Below are 14,635 nucleotides of genomic sequence, written 5' to 3'. Positions count from 1 at the left end.
GACCACTGTGGACCGTATGAACGAGAGGATCACGGCGGCGTTCGCGGACGTCCCGGTATGCGCGTCGGTGGTCGGCACCGCCAAGGTGGGCGACTTCGCGAACTCGGCGTCCCGCGTCGGCATCCTCGCGGCGGTCCCGGTCGGGCAGCTGGCCAAGATCGTGCCCGTGCTGACAGGACTCGAGAAGGTCCTCTTCGTCAACATCGATTCCTGTCCCGGTCTCGCCACCGATCGCGGCGGCGTGGACTTCCTCCAGGAGATCGGGGCGACCGGGGTGGTCAGCACCCGGGTCGCCCCGATCGAACGGGCGCGCACGTTGTCGATGCTCACGATGCACAAGGTGTTCGTCACCGACCGGTCGAATCTGAACCGCAGCCTGGAAGCGGTGAAACGCAGCCGCCCCGACCTGGTGGAGCTCATGCCCGCGCCGATCATCCCGTGGATGTCGGCGCAGGCCCGCGAAGTCATGTCGCCGTTCGTGGCGGCCGGTTTCGTCACCGACCGGTCCGGGGTGGCGCATTCCCTCGCGATGGGCGCACTGGGCGCCGCGTCGTCCGATTCGGGGCTATGGTCGTTGACCCGGTCCCAGCTGAGCGCAGGAGAAAAATGAGTTTCGTCGTGGTGGCCCGGTACGTGACCGCGCACCGGGGCCGCGTCCTCGAACTACTGGAGCCGATGGCCGCCGCCTCACGGCGTGAGCCCGGATGTCTCAGTTACACCGTCCACTCCGGAACCGGGGACGGAGTGGTGGTGATCGTCGAGGAGTACGAGTCCGAACAGGACTTCACCGCGCACTGCGAGTCGGAGCACTTCCGGCGGATCGTGCTCGGCGAGGTCGTGCCGCTGCTGTCCGAACGCCAGGTCACCACCTGTGTTCCGGCCGGGAGTGAGCGATGATGCGGGTGCGGGGCGCGGTGCTCCGTGAAGTCGGCCGCCCGCTGAAGATCGAGACGATGACGCTGGAGCCGCCCGGGCCCGGTGAGCTGCTCGTCCGGGTGCGGGCCGCCGGTCTGTGCCACTCGGATCTGTCGGTGATCGACGGCTCGCGGCCCCGGCCGCTGCCGATGGTCCTCGGACACGAGGCCGCGGGCGAGGTGGTCGAGGCGGGACAGGGCACCGGTTTCACGGCGGGTCAGCATGTCGTGTTGTCGTTCGTGCCCTCCTGCGGCGACTGCCGCCCCTGTCTCACCGGACGGCCCGCCCTGTGCGGTCCGGCGGCCGAGTCGAACCGCAACGGCACCCTGCTCGGCGGCGGAACCCGCTGGTCTTCCCCCGACGACCGGCCGGGGCATCACCTCGGCGTCTCCGCGTTCGCCGAGCACATCGTCGTCTCGGCGCGTTCGGTGGTCGCTGTCGACGACACACTGCCGTTCGACGTCGCGGCCCTCTTCGGCTGCGCGGTGCTCACCGGCGCCGGCGCCGTCTTCAACGCGACCGACGTACGGCCGGGAGACAGCGTCGCCGTCTTCGGTCTCGGTGGCGTCGGCCTCGCCGCGCTCCTCGCCGCTAAGGCCGCCGGCGCGGCGACACTGGTGGCCGTGGACCTCGTGGCCGAAAAGCGTGAACTGGCACTGTCCCTCGGCGCCACCCACGCACTCGAGGGCGACGTCGAGGTGATCAAGGAACTCACCGACGGTGGTGCCGACCACGCCGTCGACACCACCGGCGTGGTCGCCGCCCTTCATCAGGCGTACCGGGCCACCCGACCGGGCGGCACCACGGTCACCGTCGGCCTCCCCCACCCCTCCGCCGAGCTCGCGCTGCCCGCGCAAAGCCTGGTGGCCGAGGAAAAGACGCTGCGCGGCAGCTACCTCGGCTCGTGCGTCCCCCGGCGCGACATCCCCCGGTTCATCGCCCTGTACCGGGCCGGGCTGCTGCCCGTGGAGGCGCTGCTGACGCACCGGATCGGGTTGGAGGAGATCAACACGGGATTCGACCGGCTTCGGCGGGGCGCCGCGGTGCGGCAGGTCGTCACCTTCGCTTGATCAGGGTTCGGGAGCGATGTGCCTTCGCGGCTCCTTGGCGACACCGCGCACGACTGTCCACAAGAGACACTTTTCGAACCAAGGGCACCGTTTCGGGCGATTTGCGCGTTTCCGCGAAGGGTGTTGATCGCTCTATCGAGGGGTAGGGCAAACGTGCCCGGTGGGGCGGGGGTCCGCTCGCGACCCGTCGGCGTCCGTGTTGCGAAAGCCACTTTCCCAACCTTCAACGTTGCGAAAGTGGCTTTCGCAACACGCCCCGCTCACCTCTCCACGGTTCCAGCCTCAACCGACGATGTCGATCTCGAAGTCCACGTTCGAGCGCACGGACGCGCTGGACGGGCTGGCCGGAATGGTCCTGCGTTCCATGAGTTCCGTCGCCGCCTTCCGTGTCGGAGCGGCGCCGCCGGTCAAGTGGGCGTTCGTGTAGGACTCGTTCAGGTCGACACCACTCGCGTGGATACCGGGGATGCGCCCGGCGTCCGAGTACTGGTGCACGTCGTAGTGGCCCGCCGCGGCGTCCGGTTCGGCGCCGTAGCGCGCGATCCAGATGACGAGGTCCCGGACGCCGAACCGGTCGGGACGCAGCATCTTGGCGAGTGAGTTGTTCAGGTAGATACCGGGTAGCGGCTGTAGGTTACAGCCTGACGGGTGAACGAGTGGGGCAAAAGGCCTTAGCGTCCGATAGCCGACCAGTCCGATTCGCCCTTTCGGGGCGACCCTGCACGGCTGACGCGGCTCGTCCCTACCCGTACTGTGACGACATGGCGTCTCGAAGCCCCTTTCGCTGGCTGACCCGGTGGGCCGACTGGTTCGAAGAGCGCGGCGTCTACGTTCCCGGCGAGGAAAGCCGGGCGGTCGATCCGATGCGCGATTTCGGCTGGCTGATCGTGGCCTGGGTGTCCGGTCTGGCGATCTTCATCCTGTTCTTCGCCTTCGCCGTCTGACCCCTGGCGCTGTGCCACCGAGGTGACGACTGTCACTAGTCGTGTCCTTCCGATCACGGATCGGCCACGGCTGTACACCAGGTGCGCCTCAACCCGGCCTCGCCGCTCCTCTCGGCTGCGGAAGACCGTCAGTCTGGACTCTTCGGCACTAATACCTACCTCGAACGGCCCACCCGCACCGCCGACTGGAGTAACCCCACATGGCGCCCCCGCGCACCCCGAAGCTCTTGATCGCCGCCTGCTCGTTGCTGCTGGCGACCGCGTGCGGGGTTCCGGCACCGGAAAAAGGGGCCGCCGTGCTCGGCGCGGACGCTCCGGCGCAGGGCCTGGCCGCGACGCACGCGGAAGGCGACCTCGCCTTCGGTGCCCCGCACCGGTTCAAGACCGGGGTCACGATCTCGGTGTCGGCGCCGAAATCGTTCCGGCCCAGCACGTCGGCGTACCCGCAGAGCCCGCGCGCGGTGGCCTTCGCCATCGAGGTGACGAACGCGGGCGACGGCACCTACCGGCTCTCCGGCCTGTCCGTGACGGGCGAGGTCGACGGAGAGGCTTCGGCGGTCAAACAGGTCGTCGACCCGGTGCAGGGCTACAACGGCATCGCGGACGCGGGCAAGGACGTGGCGCCCGGCCGGTCGGTCCAGCTGAACCTCGCCTTCGCCGTTCCGGACAGGCCGGTGAACCTGCGCCTTCAGGTGCGGCCGAGCCCTGCGGAGCCGGTCGCCGCGAAGTACTGCGGAAAGGTCTGACCCCGCCGATTCGCTACCGTGTGCGTCATGACCGAGCAGCGACTTTCCCCCGGCGACAAAGCGCCCGACTTCACCCTCCCCGACAGTGAGGGCAACGACGTCAAGCTCAGCGACTTCCGCGGCAAGTCGGTCGTCGTGTACTTCTACCCGAACGCCGGCACGCCGGGCTGCACGAAGCAGGCCTGCGACTTCCGGGACAGCCTCGCGCAGCTCAACGACGCCGGCTACCAGGTGCTCGGCATCTCGCCCGACAAGCCCGCGAAGCTGGCGAAGTTCGTCGAGGCGGAGGGGCTGACCTTCCCGCTGCTGTCCGACACCGAGAAGACCGTCCTCAAGGCGTACAGCGCCTTCGGCGAGAAGAAGAACTACGGCAAGGTCTACGAAGGCGTCATCCGCTCGACGTTCGTCGTCGACCCCGAGGGCAAGATCGCCGTGGCGCAGTACAACGTGCGCGCGACCGGCCACGTCGCGAAGCTGCTGCGGGACCTCTCCCTGGCGTGAGCCTCGTGAGTGGCGTTTCGGGTTAGAACCCGAAACGCCACTCACGACCAGCTCAGCCGGCCAGCTTCCGCAGCTCTCCCACCAGCGCCCGCAACGCCTTCCCCCGATGCGAAGCTTCGTCCTTTTCGGACGGTTCCAGCTCCGCCGAGGTCCGCGTCTCCCCTTCGGGCACGAAGATCGGGTCGTACCCGAATCCGTTGGTACCACGGCGTTCCCGGATCAGCGAGCCGCGCCATTCCCCGCGCACCACGGTTTCCTCGCCACCGGGGACCACCAGCGCGGCCGCGCAGACGAAAGCCGCGCCCATGCGCTCGTCGGGGGTGTCGGACAGCTGCGCCAGCACGAGATCCAGGTTCGCCTCGTCGTCGCCGTGCTTTCCCGACCAGCGCGCCGAAAGCACGCCCGGCATGCCGTTGAGCGCGTCGACGGCGATGCCGGAGTCGTCGGCGATGGCCGGGAGACCGGTCGCGGCGGCCGCGTCCTGGGCCTTCGCGAGCGCGTTGCCTTCGAAGTCCGGAGCGGTCTCGGGCGCTTCGGGGAACTCGGGGACGTCGGCGAGGCCGATGACCTCGACACCCTCGATCCCTTCGGCGACCAGGATGCGCCGGAGCTCGCCGAGCTTCTTCGCGTTGCGGGTGGCGAGGAGCAGCTTGGTCACTTCGCGCCCTTCTTCTTGTCCGGACGCGGCTCGGGCAGTTCGCCGGGATACGGCAACGCGAGCGCCTCGGTCTGCAAACGGGTCAGTTCCTCGCAGCCCGCGAGCGCCATGTCCAGCATGGTGTCCAAAGTGGAGCGGGCGAAGGTGGCGCCCTCGCCGGTGCCCTGCACCTCGATCAGGGTGCCCGCGTCGGTGGCGACGACGTTCATGTCGACCTCCGCGCGCGAGTCCTCCTCGTAGGGCAGGTCGAGGCGCACCCGGCCGTCGACGACGCCGACGCTCACCGCGGCCACCGAAGACGAAAGCGGCTGCGGGTCGGCGAGGCGGCCCGCCGCGCCGAGCCAGGTGACGGCGTCGGCGAGCGCGACGTAACCGCCGGTCACCGCGGCCGTGCGGGTGCCGCCGTCGGCCTGGATGACGTCGCAGTCGATGACGATCGTGTTCTCCCCCAGCGCCGCCAGGTCGATGCAGGCGCGCAGGGACCGGCCGATCAGCCGGGAGATCTCGTGGGTGCGGCCGCCGACGCGGCCCTTGATGGATTCGCGGTCGCTGCGGGTGTTGGTCGCCGACGGCAGCATCGCGTACTCGGCGGTGACCCAGCCGAGGCCGGAACCGGCCCGCCAGCGGGGGACGCCTTCGGTGACGCTCGCCGCGCACAGCACCCGGGTGTCGCCGAATTCGATCAACACCGAGCCCGCGGGCCACCGCTGGAAACCGCGGGTGATCTTGATGTCGCGAAGCTGGTCGTCGTTCCTGCCGTCTTTTCTCGCCACGGCCGCCACTCTAGAACCCCGCGTCAGAGGTCGTAGACGGCGCCCTGCTCGACCAGCTCGGCCGCGGGGAACGCGACGGCCGCCTCGGCGAGGACCGCGTCGCGGTCGGTCCAGGGCGCGACGTGGGTGAGCAGCAGCCGCCCGACCCCGGCCTTGCGTCCCAGCTCCCCCGCCTCCTTGCCGGACAGGTGGACGCCGGCGGGCCGGTCGGGCGAGTCGGTCCACGACGCTTCGGACAGCAGGACGTCGGCACCGCCCGCGAGATCGGTCAGGTTGTCGCAGACGCCGGTGTCCCCGGTGTAGGCGAGGGTCTTGCCGCCGTGCGCGAACCGCAGGCCGAACGCCGGGGTCGGATGGTCGACCGGGACCGCGGTGACCTCGAACGGCCCGATCTTCATAGGCTCGCACCGCAGCGTTTCGAAGGCGAAGACGTCCGTGAGATCTGTGGTCGCCCGCTCGTCCTCGTTCGCCGCGTACGCGTAAGTGAGCCGCTCGCGCACGTCCGACGGCCCGTACACCGGGAGCCGCCGCGGCCTCGCCGGGTACGGCAGCGCGGGGTGGTAGCGCCGCAGCACGGTGAGCGCGCTGACGTCGGCGCAGTGGTCGGGGTGCAGATGCGAAAGGATCAGCGCGTCCAGGTCGAACGGGTCGCGCAGCGACTGCAGTCTGGCGAGCGTCCCGTTGCCGAGCTCGAGCCCCAGGACGAACCCGTCCGCCTCGATCAGGTAGCCGGACGCGGCGGCGTTGGGCCCGGGGATGCTGCCGGAGCAGCCGAGGATCGTGAGACGCACTGTGACACCTTAAGCACGGAATCGGCGATTTTAGGCGCTGGTGGGAGCCAGCACACCCGGAGCGAAGCCCATGAACCGCTGAGCGAGCCTCGTGAACGGCTCGGCGGATCCGGTGGCGACGAACTCGTGCCGCGGCGGGGTGTCGCGCTCGGCGAGGAGGTCGGCCTCGGTGAGGACGCGCACGAGGTCACGCGCGGTCTCCTCGGCGCTGGACACCAGCGTGACGTCCTGGCCCATGACGATCTGCAGCACCCCGGACAGCAAGGGGTAGTGCGTGCAGCCCATGACCAGCGTGTCGACCTGGGCGTCCAGCAGTGGTTCGAGATAGCCCTGCGCGAGCCCGAGCACCTGGCGCCCGGTGGTGATCCCGCGTTCGACGAAGTCGACGAACCGCGGGCACGCGACGCTGGTGATCCGCACGTCTTGCGCGGCGTTGAAGGCGTCGTCGTAGGCGCGCGACCGCACGGTGCCCTCGGTGCCGATGACACCGATACGGCCGGAGCGCGTCGCGGATACGGCCCGGCGCGCGGCAGGGAGGACGACCTCGATCACGGGGACGTCGTAGCGCTCCCTCGCGTCGCGAAGGCAGGCGGCCGAGGCGGTGTTGCAGGCGATGACCAGTGCCTTCACCCCGCCTTCGACGATGTCGTCCAGCGCTTCCAGCGCGTACTGGCGCGCGGTGGCGATGGGAAGCGGACCGTAGGGATTGCGGGCGGTGTCGCCGACGTAGCGCAACTGCTCACCGGGCAGCTGTTCCAGGATCGCCCTGGCGACGGTGAGCCCGCCCACTCCGGAATCGAAGACGCCGATGGGGGCGTCGGCGCTCGGCTTGGTCACACGGCGAGGCTACCGGGACCGGTCGCTTTCCTGGCTTGGGACCTGTCCACGCGCGCCATCAACCAGGCGGCGAACACCCCGGACAGCGCGCCGAACAGGTGACCCTGCCAGGAGACGCCCGGGTCGCCCGGAAGCAGTCCCCAGAGCATCCCGCTCCAGATGCCCAGCAGCACCACGGCCACCAGGATCTGGCCGACAGCACGGTTGAAGATGCCCCGGACCAGCAGGAACGCGAGCCAGCCGAAGGCGACGCCGGACGCGCCGACGGTCACCGTGCCACCCGGCGCGATCAGCCAGACACCGACGCCGGAAAGCACCCAGATGATCGCGGTGACCAGCACCCACCGGCCGATCCCCGCGGACATCGCGAGGAAGGCGAACACCAGCACCGGGACGGTGTTGGAGAACAGATGCCCCCAGCCCGCGTGCAGCAGCGGCGCCCAGAGCACGCCGTCGAGGTCGGAGAGCTCGCGGGCGACGATGCCACCGCTCTGATCGAGGTCGGCGGGCAGGACGACGTCGACCAGCTCGACCAGGTACAGCAGCGCGGTGAAGGCCAGCGCGACGATCGCGGCGGCCCTCGGGTTCGGCGGCAGGACGCGTTTGGCCGGATCGCTACCGGGCTCGCTCGCCGGGACCGGCTGGGAAGGCAAAGTGGTCACCTCCACAGGCTACGGCGGCGAACGGCGAGATCGCCTCCGTGAGAACCCTGAATTGTCGGTGGGTGCCGCTACGGTCGATCGCATGGGGTTCCCTTCTTCCGAGCACGTCGACGTGCCCGCCTATCTCGCGCGTCTCGGCCTCGAGCACGAGCCGCCGAGCCTCGACGCCCTCTTCCGGCTGCACAAGGCCCATGTGGAGCGGGTGCCGTACGAGGATTTCGAAGTACAGCTGGGCCGGGTGACCTCGCTGGACCCGGCGGTGTCGTTCGGCCGGATCGCCGCCGGCCGCGGCGGCTACTGCTATCACCTCAACGGCGCGTTCTCGTCGCTGCTGAGGGCACTCGGCTATCAGGTCACCCGCCATCCGAGCGGGGCACAGATGCCGGACGCGCCGGCCGGGATCCACCTCAACCACCTGGCCCTGACGGTGACCGGGCTGCCGGACGAGCCCGGCGCCGGCTGGCTGGTCGACGTCGGGCTCGGGGACGGCATCCACGAGCCGCTCCCGTTGCGTGAGGGCGAGTACAAACAGGGCCCGCTGGTGTTCCGCATCCGGCCTTCGGAGGTCACCCCCGGCGGCTGGCGGCTCGACCACGATCCGCAGGGCAGCTTCGTCGGGATGGATTTCGCGCCGGAGGCGGCCGTGATGGCCGATTTCGCCGAAAAGCACGTCGAGCTGTCCACGTCCGAGGATTCCGGCTTCGTCCGCACGCTGGTGGTGCAGCGGCGCGACGCGGAGGGAGTGGATTCGCTGCGCGCGCTGACCTTGAGCGGTCTGCCGGGCGGCAAGACCGTGCTGGAATCACCGGCCGAGTGGTGGACGGCGCTCGAGGACGTCTTCGGCGTGGCTCGCAATGGTTTCACCGGTGAAGAACAGGACAGGCTGTGGCGGCAGGCCGTCGCCCAGCACGAACGTCACACCGTGGGAGGGAGTGAGGCCTTGCCCAGCGCGTAGTCCACGGCCGCTTCGGCGTGCAGCCTGGTGGTGGGAAAGGTGGGCACTCGGCTGTCTTCGGGGCCGACGAGCAGTTCGATCTCCGTGCACCCGTAGATGACGCCCTCGGCGCCCGCCTCGACGAGCCTCGCGATGACCTCGCGGTACCGCTCACGGGAGTCCTCGGTGACGACGCCGTGGACGAGCTCGTCGTAGATGACCCGGTGCACCGTCTCGCGGTCCTCTTCGCCGGGCACGAGCACGTCGAGGCCGTGCGCGGCGAGGCGTTCGCGGTAGAACGGCTGGGCCATGGTGAACCCGGTGCCCAGGAGCCCGACCCTGGTGATTTCGCGGGCCTTGATCGCGGCCGCCGTGGTGTCGGCGAGGTGCAGGAGCGGCACGCCCAGGCCATCGGTGAGCTGGTCGGCGACCTTGTGCATCGTGTTGGTGCAGAGGACGACGAAGTCCGCTCCGGCGGCTTCGAGAGCGAGGGCGGCGCGGTTCAGTTCCCGCCCGGCGTCGTCCCAGCGCCCTTCGGCCTGCATCGCTTCGATCTCGGCGAAGTCCACGGAGTACAGCACGGCGCGCGCGGAGTGATACCCGCCGCACAGCTCGCGGACGCGTTCGTTGACCAGGCGGTAGTACTCGGCCGACGATTCCCAGCTCATCCCGCCCAGCAGGCCGATGGTCTTCATGCCGCCATCGTGCCAGCGTCGCGCGGACGCCGGGGCTCGTGAGTGGTAAGGACGGTTAGAACCGTCCTTACCACTCACGAGGGATCAGGCCCAGAGCTGCCCGTCGAGCCTTTCGGCCGCTTCGTCGAGCGAGCCGGAGTACGCGCCCGTCGAGAGGTACTTCCACCCCGCGTCAGCGACCACGAAGGCCACATCGGCGGGCTTCCCCGAAGCGGCGGCCTTCTCGGCGACGGCGAGCGCCGCGTGCAGCACGGCCCCCGTCGAGATCCCCGCGAAGATGCCTTCGTGCTCCAGCAGCTCGCGTGTCCGGCGAAGCGCGTCGTACGCGCCGACGGAGTACCGGCCGTTGAGCACGCTCGCGTCGTAGAGCTCCGGGACGAAGCCCTCGTCGAGGTTCCGCAGGCCGTACACCAGCTCGCCGTAGCGTGGTTCGGCCGCGATGATCTGCACGTCCGGCTTCGCCTCGTGCAGGTAGCGCCCGACACCGACCAGGGTGCCGGTGGTGCCGAGGCCGCCGACGAAATGCGTCAGGGTCGGCAGGTCCTTGAGCAGTTCGGGCCCGGTGCCGCGGTAGTGCGCGTCGGCGTTCGCCGGGTTGCCGTACTGGTAGAGCATCACCCAGTCCGGGTTGGCCTCGGCCAGTTCCTTCGCCCGGCGCACGGCCTCGTTGGAGCCGCCGGCGGCCGGGGAGAAGACGATCCGCGCGCCGTACGCCTGCAGTAGCTGCTTGCGCTCGGTCGAGGTGTTCTCCGGCATCACGCACACGAGGCCGTAGCCCTTGAGCTTCGCGGCCATGGCGAGCGCGATCCCGGTGTTGCCCGACGTCGGTTCCAGGATCGTGGAGCCACGCCGGAGCGTGCCTTCGCGCTCGGCGGCCTCGATCATCGCCAGCGCGGGGCGATCCTTGATCGAACCGGTCGGGTTGCGGTCCTCCAGCTTCGCCCACAACCGCACGTCATGGGTGGGCGAAAGCCGGGGAAGGCCGACCAGCGGGGTGCCGCCGAGCGCGTCGAGCAGCGACTCGAAGCGAGCCATCGATCAGCCACCGGCCACGGCGGGCAGGATGGTCAGGGTGTCGCCGTCCTTGACCTCGGCCTCGAGACCGCCGGAGAAACGGACGTCCTCGTCGTTGACGTAGACGTTGACGAAGCGGTGCAGCTTCTCTTCCTTGACCAGGCGGGCCTTGAGGCCGCCGTGGCGGGACTCGATGTCGTCGATCACCTCGAGCACGGTCTTGCCGGTCGCCTCGACGGACTTCTCGCCGCCGGTGTGCGTACGCAGGATGGTCGGGATGGACACGGTCACGGCCATGGTTTTCTACCTCCGGTGGGTTCTCTGCTACGCAGACGTTCGGGCCGGTCCGGGATATTCCCGGGCCAGGGTTCAGCCGATGATCTCGACGGGCTCCTCGGTGATCTCCCCGTCCACGATCCGGTACGACCGGAACTGGTGCGAATCGGGGTCCTTGGTGGAAACGAGCACGTAGTGCGCGTCGGGTTCCGAGGCGTACGAGACATCGGTGCGGGACGGGTAGGCGTCGGTCGCGGTGTGCGAGTGGTAGATGACCACCGGCACCTCGCCGTTGGCGTCCATCTCGCGGTAGAGCTTGAGCAGATCGCCCGAGTCGAACTCGTAGAACGTCGGCGAGCGCGCCGCGTTCAGCATGGGGATGTACCGCTCGGGGCTGTCCGACCCCTCGGGACCGGCGATCACCCCGCACGCCTCATCGGGATGGTCACGACGGGCATGGGCGACGATCTCGTCGACGAGTTCACGGCGGATCCGGAGCACGTCGCCCATCTTAGGTGCTGGAAAGGGTGGGTCCACACTCTGAGATCGCCGCCACTCCCACCCGCATCCAGAGGACTAAACGCGGGTCAGGAGAAGGCTTCGGGCCAGACGTCCCGGTACGCGCGCATGTCCCCCGCCGAAGTGGCCGAAAGCACACCGTGCACCATCGCGCGCCCGAAGACCCTCGCGGCCGCCGAGCACAGCGTGTCCAGCACCATCGCGCGCCTCGCCGCCGCCACGGGGCCCGCGCCGCCGGGCAGTTCCCGGTCGCCGGTCGCCAGCGCGAACACCGTGTCGCCGTCGAACATCGTGTGCGCGGGCCGCACGGCCCTGGCGAGACCGTCTTGCGCGGCCACCGCGAGCCGCCGCGCCTCCGCCTTCGACAGCGCCGCGTCGACCGCGACCACGCCGATGGTCGTGTTGAGGCCGGCGGCCTTCGCCTCGACGTCTCCCGGCCGGTCGGGCCAGCGGACGCCGAACTCGCCGTCGACCTCGTGATCCGCCGCGTACGCGCGGCCCGTCGAGAGATCCACGGCCTCGCCGGCGGCGTTCACGGCGGCGACGACGCCGACGGTGAACTCCCCGACCTTCTCCGAGGCCGTCCCGATCCCGCCTTTGAGTGATCCCGCCTTCGCCCCGGCGCCCGCGCCGACGGTCCCGAGCGCGACCGGACCTCCGGCAGCCGCTTCGCAGGCCGCGTAACCGAAGGAGGCGTCCGGACGGTTCCCCCACTCGCTGCGCGGCAGGTCGAACAACACCGCGGCGGGCACGATCGGCACCACCTCGTGCGGCCGAGTGCCCACGGGGATGCCCAGGTTCCGCTCGGCGAGCCAGCGCATGACGCCGTCCGCGGCGGCCAGGCCGTACGCGCTCCCGCCGGACAGGCAGATCGCGTTGACGTGCTGGACCAGGTTCTCCGGCTCCAGCAGATTGGTCTCGCGCGTTCCGGGCGCGCCACCGCGCTGGTCGACGGCCCCGACCGCGCCACCGGGGACCAGCACGACCGTCGTCCCGGTCGCCCAGCCGTCCCCGACCCGCTCGTGGTGCCCGACCAGCACCCCCGGGACGTCGGTGATCATGACGTCAGCGACTGGATGAGGGTCTCCTGCACCCAGGTCAGCCAGTGGTAGACGCCGAGATGCGGCGCGCGGGGATCGTCCTCGGGCAGTTCGTCGGGCATGTCCTCGGTGACGTCGAGCGCGGTGCCCAGCGCCAGCCGGACGTCGTTGAGCGCGCCCAGCCACGCGTCGGCCTGCTCGAAGGTCAGCCGTACGTTCCCGCCGTCACGCGGCAGGGTGTCCAGCACGATCTTGGCGACGCCGACCTTCTTGTCCAGCAGCTCGGGCTCATGGATCGACCGCATCGCGGCGGCCGAGTCGATGTCCTCGCGGGTCGGGTTGTCCGGGTCCAGCTTGTGGAAGTCCGGCAGCAGCCGGGAAAGCACCGGGTCGTCCGGCGATTCGGTCGGGCCCATCCGGATCCCGGTCAGCTCCGCCAGCTCGTCCTGGGGCGCCTCCTCGGCGCGCGCGGTGAGCATGTCCTCCAGCTGGCTGACCAGGCCGCGCAGCACCGCGGCCTCCTGCTGCTCGAAACCCGCGACGATGGTGTCGCCCTTGCGGCGCCATCCGTTCATGAAGGCTGCTCCATGGTGGCCCAGAGGCCGGCCGCGTGGAGCTTCGCGACGTCGGTCTCCACCTTCTCCTTGGAACCGGACGACACGATCGCCTTGCCCTTCTGGTGCACGTCGAGCATCAGCTTCGTCGCGTGGTCCCGGCTGTAACCGAACAGCTTCTGGAACACGTACGTCACATAGGACATGAGGTTCACCGGATCGTTCCAGACGACCGTCCGCCAGGGTTTGTCCTCAGAGACGACCTCTACTCCCTGTGGATCAACCTGCGTCTGCTCGGATGCGACAGGCGTGGACATGCACTCCATGGTGTCACGGGCCGGTTCCGGTATGGGCTGGCAGGTCCGGCCATGTGGGTGAATAGGCTGGTGCCATGGGTTTCCCCGAGGCGGCCACTGGCGCCAGCACCGCGCTGCTCACCGACCACTACGAGCTGACCATGCTGGCCAGCGCGCTGTCCGACGGGACGGCGGACCGGCCGTGCGTCTTCGAGGTCTTCGCACGTCGTCTGCCCGACGGCCGCCGATACGGCGTCGTCGCGGGCACCGGGCGGGTTCTCGACGCGATCGCCGACTTCCGGTTCACCGACGCCGAGCTGAGCCAGCTGGAAGCGACGGCCGTCGTCGACGACGCCACCCTTTCGTGGCTCGCGGACTACTCCTTCTCGGGGAACATCGACGGTTACCCCGAGGGCGAGCTCTACTTCCCCGGCTCCCCGATCCTGACCGTCACCGGCTCCTTCGGCGAGGCCGTCGTGCTGGAGACGCTGATCCTCTCGATCCTCAACCACGACAGCGCGATCGCGTCCGCCGCGGCGCGGATGTCGGGCGCCGCGCACGGCAGGCCGATCATCGAGATGGGCGGCCGCCGCACGCACGAGTACGCCGCCGTCGCCGCCGCGCGGGCCGCGTACCTCGCCGGGTTCGCCACGACCTCCAACCTCGAAGCCGGCCGCCGCTACGGCATCCCGACGCGGGGCACCGTCGCGCACGCGTTCATGCTGCTGCACGACAGCGAGGAGGCCGCGTTCCGCGCGCAGGTGGACCAGATGGGCGCCGACACCACCCTCCTGGTGGACACCTACGACATCACCAAGGGCATCGAAACGGCCGTCCGGGTGGCGGGCACCGAGCTCGGCGCGATCCGCATCGACTCCGGCGACGTGGGCCCGCTGGCGCGCAAGGCCCGCGAGCAACTGGACGCCCTCGGCGCCAAGGACACCCGCATCGTGGTGTCGGGCGACCTCGACGAGCACGCGATCGCGGCGCTGCGGGCGGAGCCGGTCGACGCGTACGGCGTCGGGACCTCGGTCGTCACCGGTTCCGGCGCGCCGACCGCGGGCATGGTCTACAAGCTCGTCGAGGTCGACGGCAGGCCGGTCGCCAAGCGCAGCGCGCACAAGGAATCCCGCGGCGGCCGGAAATCCGCGCTCCGACGGCACCGGGAGACCGGTACCGCCGTCGAAGAGGTGATCTGGACGGCCGCCTCGCCGGTCCCGGAACGGGGACCGAACGACCACGAATTGCAGATTCCGCTGGTCCGGGACGGCCGGACGGTGGATGATTTGCCCACGCTGGACGACGCGCGCCAGCGGCTTCGGCGGGCACTGGTGAGCCTTCCGTGGGAAGGCCTCAAGCTCTCGCACGGGGAGCCCGCCATCCCGACCGTATTCGTCTAAAGAGAACTCA

The 14,635-nt window shown here is 69.9% G+C and carries 21 protein-coding genes; 8 read left to right on the top strand and 13 right to left on the bottom strand.

The window, feature by feature from the left end; genetic code table 11:
• Positions 1-16 precede the first annotated feature (16 nt).
• The 3 genes from NQK81_RS33425 to NQK81_RS33415 are packed head-to-tail and all read left to right on the top strand — an operon-like array spanning position 17 to position 1,985.
• Complete coding sequence (locus NQK81_RS33425; RefSeq protein ID WP_125785062.1) at positions 17-610, top strand: glycerol-3-phosphate responsive antiterminator; 594 nt, start codon at positions 17-19, stop codon at positions 608-610.
• Complete coding sequence (locus NQK81_RS33420) at positions 607-897, top strand: putative quinol monooxygenase (protein WP_257484634.1); 291 nt, start codon at positions 607-609, stop codon at positions 895-897. Before NQK81_RS33425 ends, NQK81_RS33420 begins: the two co-directional genes overlap by 4 nt.
• Complete coding sequence (locus NQK81_RS33415; protein WP_257484633.1) at positions 894-1,985, top strand: zinc-binding dehydrogenase; 1,092 nt, start codon at positions 894-896, stop codon at positions 1,983-1,985. The genes NQK81_RS33420 and NQK81_RS33415 overlap by 4 nt, the downstream gene beginning before the upstream one ends.
• 282 nt (positions 1,986-2,267) lie before the next feature.
• Here NQK81_RS33415 and NQK81_RS33410 read toward each other — a convergent pair whose 3' ends face one another.
• Positions 2,268-2,573 carry a glycoside hydrolase family 25 domain-containing protein gene (locus NQK81_RS33410; protein ID WP_257484632.1) on the bottom strand — a complete coding sequence of 102 codons (306 nt, stop codon included), beginning with the start codon at positions 2,571-2,573 and terminating at the stop codon, positions 2,268-2,270.
• A 173-nt stretch (positions 2,574-2,746) separates the two neighbouring features.
• Between NQK81_RS33410 and NQK81_RS33405 the strand changes: the two genes are divergently transcribed.
• The 3 genes from NQK81_RS33405 to bcp all read left to right on the top strand — a co-directional run bounded on the left by NQK81_RS33405 (position 2,747) and on the right by bcp (position 4,176).
• The gene (locus NQK81_RS33405; RefSeq protein WP_007028251.1) at positions 2,747-2,929 is read left to right on the top strand and encodes a hypothetical protein; all 183 of its coding nucleotides are present in this window, start codon (positions 2,747-2,749) and stop codon (positions 2,927-2,929) included.
• Positions 2,930-3,129: 200 nt separating this feature from the next.
• A complete protein-coding gene (locus NQK81_RS33400; protein ID WP_257484631.1) occupies positions 3,130-3,675 on the top strand; it encodes a hypothetical protein in 546 nt (181 codons plus the stop codon).
• Positions 3,676-3,702: 27 nt separating this feature from the next.
• Complete coding sequence (bcp, locus tag NQK81_RS33395) at positions 3,703-4,176, top strand: thioredoxin-dependent thiol peroxidase (protein WP_126732711.1); 474 nt, start codon at positions 3,703-3,705, stop codon at positions 4,174-4,176.
• A 52-nt stretch (positions 4,177-4,228) separates the two neighbouring features.
• Here bcp and rdgB read toward each other — a convergent pair whose 3' ends face one another.
• From rdgB to NQK81_RS33370, 5 genes are read right to left on the bottom strand one after another with little or no spacing between them, the layout of a single operon-like run.
• Complete coding sequence (gene rdgB, locus NQK81_RS33390) at positions 4,229-4,834, bottom strand: RdgB/HAM1 family non-canonical purine NTP pyrophosphatase (RefSeq protein ID WP_257484630.1); 606 nt, start codon at positions 4,832-4,834, stop codon at positions 4,229-4,231.
• Positions 4,831-5,607, bottom strand: a complete 777-nt coding sequence (gene rph / locus NQK81_RS33385) for a ribonuclease PH (RefSeq protein WP_126732709.1) — start codon at positions 5,605-5,607, stop codon at positions 4,831-4,833. The genes rdgB and rph overlap by 4 nt, the downstream gene beginning before the upstream one ends.
• Before the next feature lie 23 nt (positions 5,608-5,630).
• Complete coding sequence (locus NQK81_RS33380; protein WP_257484629.1) at positions 5,631-6,398, bottom strand: MBL fold metallo-hydrolase; 768 nt, start codon at positions 6,396-6,398, stop codon at positions 5,631-5,633.
• Between the two features lie 30 nt (positions 6,399-6,428).
• Positions 6,429-7,235 (bottom strand): glutamate racemase, encoded by an 807-nt coding sequence (murI, locus tag NQK81_RS33375; RefSeq protein WP_257484628.1) that lies wholly within the window; start codon positions 7,233-7,235, stop codon positions 6,429-6,431.
• Complete coding sequence (locus NQK81_RS33370) at positions 7,232-7,888, bottom strand: rhomboid family intramembrane serine protease (RefSeq protein WP_257489903.1); 657 nt, start codon at positions 7,886-7,888, stop codon at positions 7,232-7,234. The genes murI and NQK81_RS33370 overlap by 4 nt, the downstream gene beginning before the upstream one ends.
• Before the next feature lie 91 nt (positions 7,889-7,979).
• Here NQK81_RS33370 and NQK81_RS33365 point away from each other — a divergent pair, with 91 nt between their 5' ends.
• Positions 7,980-8,852, top strand: a complete 873-nt coding sequence (locus NQK81_RS33365) for an arylamine N-acetyltransferase family protein (RefSeq protein ID WP_257484627.1) — start codon at positions 7,980-7,982, stop codon at positions 8,850-8,852.
• Here the strand turns inward: NQK81_RS33365 and NQK81_RS33360 are convergent.
• The 7 genes from NQK81_RS33360 to clpS form a co-directional block, all read right to left on the bottom strand.
• Complete coding sequence (locus NQK81_RS33360) at positions 8,813-9,526, bottom strand: aspartate/glutamate racemase family protein (protein ID WP_257484626.1); 714 nt, start codon at positions 9,524-9,526, stop codon at positions 8,813-8,815. The genes NQK81_RS33365 and NQK81_RS33360 overlap by 40 nt on opposite strands.
• An 84-nt stretch (positions 9,527-9,610) precedes the next feature.
• Positions 9,611-10,561: a PLP-dependent cysteine synthase family protein gene (locus tag NQK81_RS33355; RefSeq protein WP_192743177.1), complete on the bottom strand. Its 951-nt coding sequence runs from the start codon at positions 10,559-10,561 to the stop codon at positions 9,611-9,613.
• Between the two features lie 3 nt (positions 10,562-10,564).
• Positions 10,565-10,837, bottom strand: coding sequence for a MoaD/ThiS family protein (locus NQK81_RS33350; RefSeq protein ID WP_005165659.1), 273 nt, complete (start codon positions 10,835-10,837; stop codon positions 10,565-10,567).
• Positions 10,838-10,909: 72 nt separating this feature from the next.
• Positions 10,910-11,326, bottom strand: coding sequence for a M67 family metallopeptidase (locus NQK81_RS33345; RefSeq protein WP_257484625.1), 417 nt, complete (start codon positions 11,324-11,326; stop codon positions 10,910-10,912).
• 77 nt (positions 11,327-11,403) lie between these two features.
• Positions 11,404-12,396, bottom strand: a complete 993-nt coding sequence (locus NQK81_RS33340; RefSeq protein ID WP_257484624.1) for a P1 family peptidase — start codon at positions 12,394-12,396, stop codon at positions 11,404-11,406.
• On the bottom strand, positions 12,393-12,950 hold the full coding sequence (locus NQK81_RS33335) for a DUF2017 domain-containing protein (protein WP_034308812.1): 558 nt from the start codon (positions 12,948-12,950) through the stop codon (positions 12,393-12,395). The genes NQK81_RS33340 and NQK81_RS33335 overlap by 4 nt, the downstream gene beginning before the upstream one ends.
• Positions 12,947-13,246 carry an ATP-dependent Clp protease adapter ClpS gene (gene clpS / locus NQK81_RS33330; RefSeq protein WP_005165655.1) on the bottom strand — a complete coding sequence of 100 codons (300 nt, stop codon included), beginning with the start codon at positions 13,244-13,246 and terminating at the stop codon, positions 12,947-12,949. The genes NQK81_RS33335 and clpS overlap by 4 nt, the downstream gene beginning before the upstream one ends.
• 74 nt (positions 13,247-13,320) lie before the next feature.
• Here clpS and NQK81_RS33325 point away from each other — a divergent pair, with 74 nt between their 5' ends.
• Positions 13,321-14,625 (top strand): nicotinate phosphoribosyltransferase, encoded by a 1,305-nt coding sequence (locus tag NQK81_RS33325; protein WP_126732702.1) that lies wholly within the window; start codon positions 13,321-13,323, stop codon positions 14,623-14,625.
• The last annotated feature ends 10 nt before the right edge of the window (positions 14,626-14,635 follow it).

Origin of the sequence: Amycolatopsis roodepoortensis, from assembly GCF_024628825.1 — a bacterium.
Taxonomy (GTDB): domain Bacteria; phylum Actinomycetota; class Actinomycetes; order Mycobacteriales; family Pseudonocardiaceae; genus Amycolatopsis; species Amycolatopsis roodepoortensis.
Note: the sequence above shows the minus strand (reverse complement) of the source record. Positions and strands in the feature narration are given on the sequence as shown.

What these genes read in the sequence shown, in the direction of transcription:
- NQK81_RS33425 (WP_125785062.1), top strand. Translation starts at nt 17, where the DNA reads ATGAACGAGAGGATCACGGCGGCGTTCGCGGACGTCCCGGTATGCGCG.
- NQK81_RS33420 (WP_257484634.1), top strand. Translation starts at nt 607, where the DNA reads ATGAGTTTCGTCGTGGTGGCCCGGTACGTGACCGCGCACCGGGGCCGC.
- NQK81_RS33415 (WP_257484633.1), top strand. Translation starts at nt 894, where the DNA reads ATGATGCGGGTGCGGGGCGCGGTGCTCCGTGAAGTCGGCCGCCCGCTG.
- NQK81_RS33410 (WP_257484632.1), bottom strand. Translation starts at nt 2,573, where the DNA reads ATGCTGCGTCCCGACCGGTTCGGCGTCCGGGACCTCGTCATCTGGATC.
- NQK81_RS33405 (WP_007028251.1), top strand. Translation starts at nt 2,747, where the DNA reads ATGGCGTCTCGAAGCCCCTTTCGCTGGCTGACCCGGTGGGCCGACTGG.
- NQK81_RS33400 (WP_257484631.1), top strand. Translation starts at nt 3,130, where the DNA reads ATGGCGCCCCCGCGCACCCCGAAGCTCTTGATCGCCGCCTGCTCGTTG.
- bcp (WP_126732711.1), top strand. Translation starts at nt 3,703, where the DNA reads ATGACCGAGCAGCGACTTTCCCCCGGCGACAAAGCGCCCGACTTCACC.
- NQK81_RS33365 (WP_257484627.1), top strand. Translation starts at nt 7,980, where the DNA reads ATGGGGTTCCCTTCTTCCGAGCACGTCGACGTGCCCGCCTATCTCGCG.
- NQK81_RS33360 (WP_257484626.1), bottom strand. Translation starts at nt 9,526, where the DNA reads ATGAAGACCATCGGCCTGCTGGGCGGGATGAGCTGGGAATCGTCGGCC.
- NQK81_RS33355 (WP_192743177.1), bottom strand. Translation starts at nt 10,561, where the DNA reads ATGGCTCGCTTCGAGTCGCTGCTCGACGCGCTCGGCGGCACCCCGCTG.
- NQK81_RS33350 (WP_005165659.1), bottom strand. Translation starts at nt 10,837, where the DNA reads ATGGCCGTGACCGTGTCCATCCCGACCATCCTGCGTACGCACACCGGC.
- NQK81_RS33345 (WP_257484625.1), bottom strand. Translation starts at nt 11,326, where the DNA reads ATGGGCGACGTGCTCCGGATCCGCCGTGAACTCGTCGACGAGATCGTC.
- NQK81_RS33340 (WP_257484624.1), bottom strand. Translation starts at nt 12,396, where the DNA reads ATGATCACCGACGTCCCGGGGGTGCTGGTCGGGCACCACGAGCGGGTC.
- NQK81_RS33335 (WP_034308812.1), bottom strand. Translation starts at nt 12,950, where the DNA reads ATGAACGGATGGCGCCGCAAGGGCGACACCATCGTCGCGGGTTTCGAG.
- clpS (WP_005165655.1), bottom strand. Translation starts at nt 13,246, where the DNA reads ATGTCCACGCCTGTCGCATCCGAGCAGACGCAGGTTGATCCACAGGGA.
- NQK81_RS33325 (WP_126732702.1), top strand. Translation starts at nt 13,321, where the DNA reads ATGGGTTTCCCCGAGGCGGCCACTGGCGCCAGCACCGCGCTGCTCACC.